We start from the raw sequence: 11,510 nt of genomic DNA, 5'->3' as shown, positions 1-11,510 counted from the left end.
CCGACTCCAGAGCAAGGATGAGGCTGTCCGCTCCGGACGCAAACACACTGCGGCAGTTGGCTATTCGTCGACGGCCAAGGCCAGGCGTTCGACGGCGGCACGCAGCGTGGGCGCGTCGAACGTGGTGAAGCACAGGCGCATCGAGCTTCGGTAGCCGGCGGTGACGGCGAAGGCCGACCCCGGCACGTACGCCACACCTCGGTCGACGGCGCGCGACAGCAGCGCAGCCGTGTCGACGCCGTCGGTGAAGTCGGCCCACACGAACATCCCGCCGGTCGCGTCGGTGCTCACGATCCGCTCACCGAACCGGTCGCGCAGAGCGCCGACCAGCGCTTCCGCCCGCTCGCCATAGCAACGTCGCACCTTGTCCACGTGACCGCTCAGCCAGGCTTCGTCGGCGAGCAGTTCGGTGGTGATCTGCTGGGTCAGCGCGGAACCGCAGAGGTCGGCGCCCTGCTTCAGCAGTTCCACACCACGGCACACCGCGTCCGGCGCCACCATCCACCCCGTCCGCAGGGTCGGCGCCAAAATCTTCGACGCGCTCGACAGCCGAATCACATTGGGCGAGTAGGACGCCACCGGCGCGGGCGACGGCTCATCGAACCACAGCTCACCGTACGGATCGTCCTCGATCACCCAGAACCCGTGCCGTTCGGCGAGCGTCGCCAGCTCCCGGCGACGGGTCGGGCTCATGGTGACGCCCCCGGGATTGTGGAAGTTGCTCACCGTGTGCACTACGGCGGGCCGCTCGCCACGCTCGAGCAACTCGGTCAACGCGTCGATCCGCATACCCTGGGCATCCAGCGGGATTCCGACCACGCGCGCGCCCGCGGCACGGAACACCTGTAGCGCGCCGACATACGCCGGATCCTCGACCACCACCAACGCCCCCGGATCCAGCAGCACCTCGCCCAGCAGCGACAGCGCCTGCTGCGACCCGTGGGTGACGAAAACCTCCTCGACCGGCACCGGACGGCCTATCCGCGCCGTTTCCCGGGCGGCCAGTACCTCACGCAACGGCCCCCAGCCCGCCGATTCGGTGTATTGCAGCCGAGCGCGATCCGCCAGCGCCGACTCGGCCGCCAGCGCGATCCGGTCCCGCGGCATCAGTTCGGCGTCGGGCAGCCCGCCGGCGAGTCCGATGACATCGGCGCGTGCGGTCAGCTTCAGCAGGTCACGAATCGCCGAACTCCGCAGACCGTCCAGCCGGTGAGCCAGTGGTGGGGTGAGCGGCGACATGGGGCGACCTCCAGGGACTGCGCGATACCCCACTGTCACACACGAGAACCCAGATTCTGAAATCAAATTCTCACATAATGAGATCTCTCACCAGATGATCTGTCCCACCAGCGTCCGTCCGTCGACCACGACGGTCGTAATGACCTGCGCGTACAGGGCCGTAGCGCCATCCGGGCGATGCTCGGTGATCTCCACGTTGAACCGGTCGGGCTGCGCTGTCACGATCCGCAGACAGTAGGTCGTGCCGCGCGGGATCTGCTCGTCGATGGCCTTCTGCAGGTCCGCGGCCGGTAGGAGGTTCACGTCGGGAGCCGCGAAACCGCGGGCCAGCGTGGCGTTGCGGTCGGTGTAGTACGCGTGCTGGAAGGCAAGGATCGCCCCGATACCGCTGGCGGTGTCGCCCGGTCCGTTGCCGGTCGTCACATTGCCGTCGGTCTTGGTCTGGCAGTCGGCCGCCCCGGCCGCGGAGGGCGCCGGTCCGGCCGTCGGAGCGCTGTCCTGCCCGTTGTTCCGCGTGGCGAAGACGATCACGGCGGCGATCGCCACGATCACCACGAAGGCCGCGGCCAGGCCGCCGATCAGCACCCTCGTGTTGCGGCCGGACTTCTCCGGCTCGGCCTCGGGCTCGGTCCGGGGTGCGGCGAGCTTCTTGGCCAGATCGTCGTCGTCCCACAGGGAGGACGAGGATTCGCGCTGCGCGGTCGGGCGCGCGGCAACCAGCTTCTTCGCCAAATCGTCGTCGTCCCAGAGGGATCCGGAGGATTCGCGGGGCGGCGTGGGCGGTCCCTGGCGCCACGATCCGCGGTCGTCGGACGCGTCGGCAGGCCGCGGTGGCTGGCGCGGGACGACGCCACGCGAGCCGGCCAGCGGCGGGCGCGACAGATCGAGACTGGACGTGCGCCGCGGCTCGGCCTGCGCGGGCCGCGACAGGTCGGGGCCGGGTGACCGCTGCGGCTCCGCGGTGCGCGGGTCGGCCTGCGCGGGACGCGACAGATCGGGACCGAGTGACCGCCGCGGCTCGGCGGCGCGCGGGTCCGCCTGCACGGGCCGCGACAAGTCCGGGCCCGCCGTGCTCGAATCCGGCGCGCGGTACTGCGGGGGCGGCGGCGGCACGGGCGGCGCGGCCGGTGCGTCGGCGGGCTGCCAGCCCAGAGTGGGGCGCTCCGGCGAGTCCGCGGGCGCCCAGCCGACCGCCGGGGCCTCACCGGTCGGCGGACCGAAATCCTTCAGGGGTGGGCCGAAATCGCCTAGCGGCGGGCCGAATTCGGAGAGGGGCGGGCCGAATTCGGACTCGCCTCGACCCGGTGCACCCGGTCGTCCGGACTCTTCGCGCCCGGCATCGTCTTCGGAGGCCATCACCTACAGTCCCTTCCCCATGACACACTCGTGGGGCGGTCGCGAACGGCCGCCCCACGTGTCGATTCGGTCTGTGTCAGTTCTGGACCGACCCACTCCACTGCGTGGTCACGCCCACGACGTTCACGATTTGCGGCGCGAAGTCGCCCTCCGGAAGCCTACCAACCTGAGCGGCGGCGGCGATGGCCGCTTCGCCGCCCGGCTGCATCCGGATCCAGCCCTCGACCGCCGCCTTGGCGGCATTGGCCTGAGTGGTGTCGACGTAGGTCTCGTTGGTGACGTCGGCGAAACCGGTAGCCGACTTCAGGTCATCGATACCCGTGGTGTGGGTGTAGGTGGTGACCTTGATCTTGTTGGCCTCGACGTACTCGAGCGAGACACCGCCGTCGCCCGTGCCCGTCGGAGTCGAGTAGCCCACCGTGCCGACGTAGCCGTCGAGGTTGCTGAAGTGGTGGGTGTTGGCCACGTAACCCGGAACCAGGCCACCGCCGTCGATGTTCGCGCCGACCTCGGTGTGCGGGCCTGCCATCGGGACGACCGGCGCGGCCGGGGCCGCGTGCAGGCTGGGAGCGTTCCAGCGCGGCTGGGTCTCCTCCGCGGGGCCGTTGTCGGTGAGGGTGTCCAGATTGTTCTGGCCGTTGCCCTGATTGCCCTGGCCGCCTTGACCCGGCTGCGCGGGGCGCGGCGCCACCTGGGGCTGATCCGGCTGCGGCTGCTGGGGCTTGAGCTGATCGGCCTGGGGACCGTTGGGCTGGCCCGGCACCACCGCCGGCTGCACCTCGCCCTGGTTGTTCTGGCCCGGCACGGGCAGCGGCGCCACGCGCGGGGCGGTGACCCCCGGCTGCCGCGGCGCGGCCTGATCGCGCTGATCGGGTTTGGGGGCGTTGGGGTTCGGCGTGGTGACGCCCGGCTGCGGCGACGTGGTGCCCGGCTGCGGGGTGGTGACACCTGGCTGGTTCGGGGTCTGTCCCTGCGGCTCCGCGTCGCCCGGCTGCTGCTCGCCTTCCGGAGCCTGGACCTCGTTGGTACCCGGCTGCGACTCGTTGGCGCCCGGCTGCGCGGGGGTGGTGGGCACCGCCGGCTCGGCGGGGGCCGCGGTGGCCGGCCCGCCGGAGGCCGTCAGGATCGTCGCGACAGCGGCCGCGGCGGCCAATGGCAAGGACGTCTTGGCGACCGTGCGCGTCGGCCGACCCGGCTTACGATGTTTCACTGTCTCGCAATCCCTTTCCCAAGCCCGGTACCCCGTCAAGGGTCGACCGCGCTCCAGCTTTGTCCTCATCGATGCCCGGTCCGCTCGTCCCGGCCGCCAGGGGCCGTCCGCGGATCTCCGGTTCGGGAAAGATCGATCCCCCGCACACGAAATCAACCAACCGCCCACCAGTCACATCTCTGCGGGAAGTGAACCACACGAACAAGTTTCAGGCAACAGCTGCGACAGGCACTCACCGGTGCTGGGAACACGGTGGTCCTGACCTGGTCAGCAGCCGAATCGGCGGTCCGGGTCGGCCGGTACGTCGGCCGGTACTCAGCCGAGGTCGTCGTGCCGCATCAGCTGGCGGGCGGCCTCGGTGAGCGAACCGGACAGCGACGGGTACACCGAGAAGGTCTGAGCCAGGTCGTTGACCGTCAGATTGTTCTGCACCGCCATGGCGATCGGCAGGATCAGCTCGGAGGCGATCGGCGCCACGACGACGCCGCCGATCACCACGCCCGTCGCCGGGCGGCAGAAGATCTTGACGAAGCCCCGGCGCAGGCCGGACATCTTGGCGCGCGGGTTGGTGTTCAGCGGCAGCATCACCGTGCGCGCGGGGGTGTCGCCGTTGTCGATCGCGGTCTGGCTGACGCCCACGGTCGCGATCTCCGGACGGGTGAACACGGCCGAGGCCACCGTCTTCAGCCGGATCGGCTGCACGCCCTCGCCCAGCGCGTGGTACATCGCGATCCGGCCCTGCATCGCGGCCACCGAGGCCAGCGGCAGCAGGCCGGTGCAGTCGCCGGCGGCGTAGATGCCCGGCACCGCGGTCCGCGACACGCGGTCGACCCGAAGGTAACCGCTCTTGTCGAGTTCGATGCCGATGCGTTCGAGGCCGAGATTCTGGGTGTTCGGGGTGGAGCCGACCGTCATGAGCGCGTGCGAGCCGGTCACCGTGCGGCCGTCGGACAGCTTCACCACGATGCCGTCGGCCGTCCGCTCGACCGCGTCGGCCCGCGCCTGCTTGAACAGTTCCACGCCGCGCTCGGCCAGCGCGTCCTCCAGCACGAGGGCCGCGTCGGCATCCTCGCTGGGCATGATGCGGTCGCGGCTGGACAGCACCTTCACCTTCACGCCCATCTCGGTGTACGCGGAGACGAATTCCGCACCGGTGACGCCGGATCCGATGACCACCATGGTCTCGGGCAATTCTTTGAGGTCGTAGAGCTGCCGCCAGGTCAGGATGCGCTCACCGTCGGGCTCGGCGCCCGGCAGCACGCGCGGGCTGGCCCCCGTCGCGAGCAGCACGACGTCGGCCTCGAGCACCCGCTCCGCCCCATCGGCCAGCGTGGCCCGCACCAAATGGGTGGCCAGACCCGGAATCTGATCGATCAGCTGCCCGCGGCCGTTGAGAATGGTGACCCCCGCCGCCTGCAATTTGGACCGGATATCGGACGACTGCGCCTGCGCCAGCGTCTTGACCCGAGAGTTCACCTCGGACAACCGCACCTGCGCCTGCGCCGGATGCAGGGTGATACCCAGATCGCGGGCCCGCCGCAGATCGGTACGCACCCCCGTCGACGCGATGAAGGTCTTCGACGGCACGCAGTCCCACAGCACACACGCACCACCGATGCCGTCGCTGTCGATCACCGTGACCGTCGCGCCGTGCTGAGCCGCCACCAACGCCGCCTCATAGCCGGCGGGACCGCCCCCGATGATTGCAATGCGGGTCATGTGCACCTCCGCTATCGACCTGACACCCGGGATCTCCGGAACCCCCTAAACGTTATCCGCCCTGCTCCTCACACGTTTACTTGCACCACCGGTGAGCCGACCACACCAACTCGTCCCCAACGCTCAGCCCTCGCGCAACCACAACGGTTTTCGGCGCGTCCCGGTTTTCGGGTGCCGCGGCGAAGCGACGAAGGAGTCGGCAGCGGCACCAGATAACCCCATCACCAGCTACGCTTGCCTCGTGCCGATATACGCCGCCTACGGGTCCAACATGGACCCCGAGCAGATGCTCAAGCGCTGTCCGCACTCCCCGGTGTACGGAACCGGTTGGCTGGAGGGTTGGCGCCTGACCTTCGCCGGCGACGACATCGGCTGGGAGGGCCCGCTCGCGACGGTGGTCGAGGAGCCGCGCTCGCGCGTGTTCGTCGTCCTGTACGACGTGTCCGCCGAGGACGAGCTGAGCCTGGACCGCTGGGAGGGTTCGGACTTCGGCATCCACAAGAAGATCCGGCTGCGCGTCACGCCGAGCCCCGGCACCGGTACCGAACCCGTCCTGGCCTGGCTGTATGTGCTCGACGCCTACGAGGGCGGCCTGCCCTCCGCCAGGTACATCGGAGTGATCTCGGACGCGGCCGAAAAGGCCGGCGCCCCCGCCGAATACGTCCACGCCCTACGCACCCGCAACAGCAAGAACGTGGGCCCGGGGACCTTCGGCCCCTGATTCCGGCCAAAAACATGCCGGAACGATGTGGCGAGCGCCAGGACGGCGTGGTACGGGTGTCTCAGCGTGCTTGTAGGACCAGGTTGGTGAGGGTGCGGACGCCGACGGCGAGGGCTCGTTCGTCGATGTCGAAGGTGGGCTGGTGCAGGTCCAGTTGGGGACCCCGGCCGGACCAGACGCCGAGGCGGGCCATCGCGCCGGGGACCTCCTCGAGGTACCAGGAGAAGTCCTCACCGCCGCCGGACTGCGGAGTGTCGGCGAGGGCGTCGGGGCCGAGCGTGCGGATGGCGTCCTCGAACATCCGGGTGGCCTGTTCCTCGTTGACGACCGGCGGCACGCCGCGCTTGTAGTTCAGCTGGTACCGCACGCCCGTCGGGGCGAGCAGGCCGTCGACGATCTCGCGAACCATCGGTTCCAGCAGCGACCAGGTGGCGTGGTCGCCGGTACGCACGGTGCCGGTGAGCATGCCGGTCTGCGGAATCGCGTTGGGCGCCTTGCCCGCCGACACGGCCCCCCACACCATCACGGTGCTGGTGCGCGGATCGATGCGGCGGCTGAGCAGGCCGGGCAGGCCGGTGATGACCGTACCGATCGCGTACACCAGGTCGCTGGTCAGATGGGGACGCGACGTGTGCCCGCCGGGCGAGTCGAGCACCAGTTCCACGGTGTCGGCGGCGGAGGTGATGGGCCCGACGCGGACGCCGACCCGCCCCACCTCCAGCCGCGGATCGCAGTGCAGGGCGAACATCCGCGACACGTCCTCCATGGCGCCGGCGGCGACCATATCGATGGCTCCGCCGGGCATGACCTCCTCGGCGTGCTGGAATACCAGCCGCACGCCGACCGGCAGTTCGGGCGCCTCGGCCAGCGACAGCGCCGTGCCGAGCAGGATGGCGGTGTGCGCGTCGTGCCCGCAGGCATGCGACACGCCCGGAGCGGCGGAGGCGAAGGGCAGTCCGGTGTACTCCTGCAGCGGCAGCGCGTCCATGTCGGCGCGCAGGCCGAGGCGCGGGCCGTCGGGGCCGATGTCACAGATGAGGCCGGCTCCGGTGGGCAGCTTGCGCGGCTCGAGACCGGCCTTGACCAGCCATGTCTCGACGAATTCGGTCGTGGCGAACTCGGTGCGGGACAGCTCGGGGTTAGCGTGGATGTGCCGTCGCCACCCGATCAGGTCCTCCGCGTGTTCGCTCAGCCATGCGTCGACCGCCGCGCGGCCGCGCGCTACCCCGTTCGCCGCCGCGGCGCCGTTCGTCGATGCGCCGAGCCGTCCCGCGGGCGCGTCCGGACCGGTCACCCGCGCCGTACTCGGTGCGGTGTCCGACCCGCCGGTTGTACTCACCGAATGTCCTCCTGTCGCTGAATGCTGCGCTCCAACAACCTGTCTCTCTGAAATTGATCGCCCGCAATCGCAATTGCGGTACGCGCCAGCGCGGTGGCCCCGTCGGTCACCGCGAGATCCGCCGACGGCGTGATACACGCCGCGGCGAATTCCGGCTGATGTGTCACCGCGCCACCGGCCTCGATTCCGATAACCGGATGGATGCCGGGGATGACATTGGTGACGTTGCCCATGTCGGTGCTGCCCAGCGGACGCGCTGCCTCGAGGTCCGCCGCGAGCGGTACCCGGCCCGTGCCGACGATCTGCTCGCGATAGGCAAACAGTAGTGCGGGGTCGGGAGTCAACTCGGTATATGTGGGCGCCAGCGTCCGGATTTCGTGGGTGCATCCGGTCGCCAGTGCTCCCGCCTCGAAGCAGGCCGATGCGCGTCGCATCAGATCGTCGAGGGATGCGGAGTCGACTGCCCGTAGGTAGTACAGCAGTTCCGCATGTCCGGGCACTATGTTGGGGGCAACGCCGCCCGTCTTGACTATACCGTGCAGTTGCTGCCCGGGGTTCAGATGTTGACGCAGCAAACCGAGGGCTACCTGGGTAACGGTCACCGCGTCACCGGCGTTCCGGCCCTGTTCGGGCGCGGCGCTCGCGTGCGCCGCACGCCCTTGGAAGGCGACCGAGACGTCCGCCAGCGCGAGTGAGCGCGCGCCGACGATGTCGCACGGTCCCGGATGGACCATCATCGCCAGCGCCGTATCGTCGAACACGCCGCGCTCGAGCATCAAGACCTTGCCACCGCCGCTCTCCTCGGCCGGCGTGCCAAACACCTTCACGGTGATCCCGCACCGATCGGCCACCTCGGCCAGGCCCAGGGCCGCACCCACCGCCGCGGCGGCGATGATGTTGTGCCCACAGGCGTGCCCGATCTCGGGCAACGCGTCGTACTCCGCGCAGATTCCCACCACCAGTTCACCGCTGCCGTACGTAGCGGTGAACGCGGTGTCCAGCCCGGCCGCGGGCGTCTCGATCGCGAAGCCGCGCTCCCGCAGCGGAACGAGGGTCTTGGCGACGCTGCGCGTCTCGGCGAAGGCGAGTTCGGGCTCGGCGTGGATGTCGTGGGACAGCGCGATCAGCGCGTCCGACGCGGCGCCGATCGCGGCGTCGGCCGCCGCGACCAGCGCGGGATCCGGCGGCGTCGCGAAGTACGAAGCGCCTGTTCCGGAGTCGATCGATCCGACTGTTCGGTCCGACTCCGGGTCGGAGGGGTGGGCGCCGGCGCTACGTGGCATGGCACACAGTGTTGCACTGCGACCGCCTGGCCGCCCGCCGGGTTATCCGGGAGCGAATATCGGACTCCGGCGGCGGAGTGCTCAGCCGGCGTCGAAGGCCAGGTTCTCCGGAGTGGTCGGAGTGGTCAGCCCGGCCAGCGCCCGGCCGTGCAGCGCGCGCTTGATCACCGGCAGATTCGGTTTGCGGTTACCGGCCAGGGCGGCGGCCCGGGTGACGGCCGCGGCCAGCACCTTGTCGGCGTCGGCCTGCTCGTCGACGATGCCGGCCGCGATCGCGTCGGCGGCGGCGTAGCGGCGACCCGTGGTCATCGCCTCCAGCGCTACCTGATTGGTGAGACGCTCGGTGACCAGGGCGTTCATCGCGACGGTGAACGGCATGCCCAGATGCACCTCGGGCAGGCACCAGTAACCGCGATCGCCGCGCATCACCCGGAAGTCGTGCGAGGTGGCCAGCATCGCGCCGGCGCCGAAGGCGTGCCCGTTGATGGCGGCCACGGTCGGCATGGCGAAGGTCAGCAGGCGGCTGAACATCGAGTGCACGCGGTCCAGATACCAGTGCACGCGGTCGTAGTTGCCGAACAGCCAGTCGGTGTCGAGGCCGTTGCTGTAGAACTTGCCGGTGGCCACGGTGACCAGGGCGGCCGGACCCGCCGAGGATTCGACCCGGTCCAGCAGCCCGTGGAACTCGTCGATCCAGTCGGGATGGAAGCGGTTCTCGCTGTCGGTCTGGCCCTCGTTGCCGAGGTAGAGGACGAATACATCCCCGTCGCGCTCCAAGTACGGCATAGCGCGAAGCATAAGTTACCGGCGAGTCGGGACCGGAACACGCATGAGATCTTCGGCCACCACCAACTCGCCGTGGAAGTACTTGCTCGCCTCGATGCGGTGGCCGTCGAGGTCGGGATAGCGCTGCGAGAAGTGCGTGAGCACCAGTGTGCGCACGCCCGCCGCCTCGGCGACCTGGGCGGCCTCGGCGGCGGTCAGGTGGCCGAACTCGTGTGCCAGCGCGGCGTCGGCGTCGAGGAACGTGGATTCGATCACGAGCATGTCCGCGTCCTGCGCCAATTCCTCGACCCCCGAACACATCCGGGTGTCCATGACGAAGGCGAACCGCTGGCCGCGGCGTGGCGTCGAGACTTCGTCGAGGGTCACGGTGCGGCCGTCGGGCAGGGTCAGGCTGCCCGCGCGTTGCAGGCGTCCGACATCAGGTCCGGCAATTCCCGAGGCCGCCAGCCGATCCGGCAGCATCCGGCGGCCGTCGGGTTCGGTGAGGCGATACCCGAACGTCGCCACGCGGTGGGACAGCGACACGGCTTCGAGGTGAAAGGGCGCGTCCGGCAAGGGAATCGGGCCGTCCATCGCGATCGGGTGCGGCCGCAGGCCGGGGTCGCGGTGCCGCGGCACGATCTGGCTCAGCCGCTCGAAATAGTCGATGTCCTCCGCCGGAAAGCAGATGTCGACCGGATGGGTCACCCGGTCCAGGTTCAGCCTGGCGAGGACGCCCGGCAGCCCCAGGCAGTGGTCGCCGTGGAAGTGGGTGAGGCCGATCCGGGTGATGCTCGCCGCGGAGACGCCCGCGTACAGCATCTGACGCTGGGTGCCCTCACCCGGGTCGAACAGCAGGCCGTCCCCGTCCCACCGCAGGAAGTAGCCGTTGTGGTTGCGTTGACGGGTCGGCACCTGGCTGGCCGTCCCCAACACGACGAGTTCACGCACGGCCTCATACTGCCCTGCCCCGCCGACGGTCGCCGGATCGCGCCCGTACTGGGCGGTATTCCCCACGCGGCGGCCCGTATCCGACGCGACTATGGTGAGCCACATGCTTGCCGAACAGGCCGCCGAGGCGATTGCCGAACGTACGGGAGTAGCGCGTCACCGGGTCGCGGTGGTGCTGGGTTCGGGCTGGCAGGACGCGGCCGCCGAGATCGGCACGCCGACCGCTTCCGTGCCGATGAGCGACCTGCCGGGCTTCGGCGCGCCGACCGCGCAGGGCCACCGGAACACCGTGCATTCCGTGCTGGTGAACGACACGCCGACGCTGGTGCTGATGGGCCGCCAGCATCTGTACGAGGGCTACGAGCCCGCCGATGTGGTGCATGGGGTGCGCGCGGCCGTCGCGGCGGGCGCCGACACGATTCTGCTCACCAACGCCGCCGGGGGAATCCGGCCCGGCCTGCGCGTGGGCGAGCCCGTGCTGATCGGCGACCACATCAATCTCACCGGGCGCACGCCGCTGGCCGGGGCGAGCTTCGTCGACATGGTCGACGCCTGGGATCCGGAGCTGCGCACGCTGGCGCGGGAGGTCGACCCGAGCCTCACCGAGGGCGTCTACGCGGGTCTGCACGGGCCGCAGTACGAGACGCCGGCGGAGATCCGGATGCTCGGCACCGCGGGCGCCGATCTGGTGGGTATGTCGACGGTGCTGGAGGCCATCGCGGGCCGCGCCGCCGGCGCCCGGCTGCTGGGTATCTCGCTGGTGACCAACCTGGCCGCCGGTGTCACGGGTGCGCATCTGTCGCACGCCGAGGTGCTGGCCGAGGGTCACGCCCCGGCGCCCCGCGGCCGGCAAAAAAGGGGCGGCGGGGGGGTACGGGGGTTGTTCGAGCCAGCCCCCCCCCCCCGCCGCCCCCCGCCGCGCCCGCC

At 70.2% G+C, this 11,510-nt stretch carries 10 protein-coding genes; 2 read left to right on the top strand and 8 right to left on the bottom strand.

The features are described from left to right. Positions 1-60 precede the first annotated feature (60 nt). The 4 genes from QH470_RS06600 to QH470_RS06585 all read right to left on the bottom strand — a co-directional run bounded on the left by QH470_RS06600 (position 61) and on the right by QH470_RS06585 (position 5,524). Complete coding sequence (locus QH470_RS06600; protein ID WP_280271374.1) at positions 61-1,239, bottom strand: aminotransferase-like domain-containing protein; 1,179 nt, start codon at positions 1,237-1,239, stop codon at positions 61-63. A gap of 87 nt (positions 1,240-1,326) precedes the next feature. After that, on the bottom strand, positions 1,327-2,595 hold the full coding sequence (locus QH470_RS06595; RefSeq protein ID WP_483243932.1) for a DUF8176 domain-containing protein: 1,269 nt from the start codon (positions 2,593-2,595) through the stop codon (positions 1,327-1,329). 76 nt (positions 2,596-2,671) lie between these two features. Beyond that, positions 2,672-3,805: a hypothetical protein gene (locus QH470_RS06590; protein ID WP_280271372.1), complete on the bottom strand. Its 1,134-nt coding sequence runs from the start codon at positions 3,803-3,805 to the stop codon at positions 2,672-2,674. Positions 3,806-4,120: 315 nt separating this feature from the next. Beyond that, the gene (locus tag QH470_RS06585) at positions 4,121-5,524 is read right to left on the bottom strand and encodes an NAD(P)H-quinone dehydrogenase (protein WP_280271371.1); all 1,404 of its coding nucleotides are present in this window, start codon (positions 5,522-5,524) and stop codon (positions 4,121-4,123) included. A gap of 241 nt (positions 5,525-5,765) precedes the next feature. On the opposite strand from QH470_RS06585, the gene QH470_RS06580 reads away from it, so the two are divergent. Continuing rightward, positions 5,766-6,245: a gamma-glutamylcyclotransferase family protein gene (locus QH470_RS06580; RefSeq protein WP_280271370.1), complete on the top strand. Its 480-nt coding sequence runs from the start codon at positions 5,766-5,768 to the stop codon at positions 6,243-6,245. A 61-nt stretch (positions 6,246-6,306) separates the two neighbouring features. Here QH470_RS06580 and QH470_RS06575 read toward each other — a convergent pair whose 3' ends face one another. The 4 genes from QH470_RS06575 to QH470_RS06560 form a co-directional block, all read right to left on the bottom strand. Further along, entirely contained in the window at positions 6,307-7,437 is a 1,131-nt protein-coding gene (locus QH470_RS06575) for a M20 family metallopeptidase (RefSeq protein WP_280271393.1), read from the bottom strand. A 143-nt stretch (positions 7,438-7,580) separates the two neighbouring features. Further along, positions 7,581-8,756, bottom strand: coding sequence for a M20 family metallopeptidase (locus QH470_RS06570; RefSeq protein WP_280271392.1), 1,176 nt, complete (start codon positions 8,754-8,756; stop codon positions 7,581-7,583). Between the two features lie 192 nt (positions 8,757-8,948). Continuing rightward, complete coding sequence (locus QH470_RS06565; RefSeq protein ID WP_280271369.1) at positions 8,949-9,653, bottom strand: enoyl-CoA hydratase-related protein; 705 nt, start codon at positions 9,651-9,653, stop codon at positions 8,949-8,951. A 15-nt stretch (positions 9,654-9,668) separates the two neighbouring features. After that, complete coding sequence (locus tag QH470_RS06560; protein WP_280271391.1) at positions 9,669-10,583, bottom strand: ribonuclease Z; 915 nt, start codon at positions 10,581-10,583, stop codon at positions 9,669-9,671. Positions 10,584-10,686: 103 nt separating this feature from the next. Between QH470_RS06560 and QH470_RS06555 the strand changes: the two genes are divergently transcribed. After that, on the top strand, positions 10,687-11,510 hold an 824-nt coding region (locus tag QH470_RS06555), incomplete at its 3' end, for a purine-nucleoside phosphorylase (RefSeq protein WP_280271368.1).

Source organism: Nocardia wallacei, from assembly GCF_029868745.1.
Classification (GTDB): Bacteria; Actinomycetota; Actinomycetes; order Mycobacteriales; family Mycobacteriaceae; genus Nocardia; species Nocardia wallacei_B.
The sequence above is the reverse complement of the archived record's forward strand: the minus strand, read 5'-3'. Positions and strand labels throughout refer to the sequence as shown.

Excerpts from the sequence above, each read along its gene's own strand:
- QH470_RS06600 (WP_280271374.1), bottom strand. The coding sequence starts at position 1,239 with ATGTCGCCGCTCACCCCACCACTGGCTCACCGGCTGGACGGTCTGCGG.
- QH470_RS06595 (WP_483243932.1), bottom strand. The coding sequence starts at position 2,595 with ATGGCCTCCGAAGACGATGCCGGGCGCGAAGAGTCCGGACGACCGGGT.
- QH470_RS06585 (WP_280271371.1), bottom strand. The coding sequence starts at position 5,524 with ATGACCCGCATTGCAATCATCGGGGGCGGTCCCGCCGGCTATGAGGCG.
- QH470_RS06565 (WP_280271369.1), bottom strand. The coding sequence starts at position 9,653 with ATGCCGTACTTGGAGCGCGACGGGGATGTATTCGTCCTCTACCTCGGC.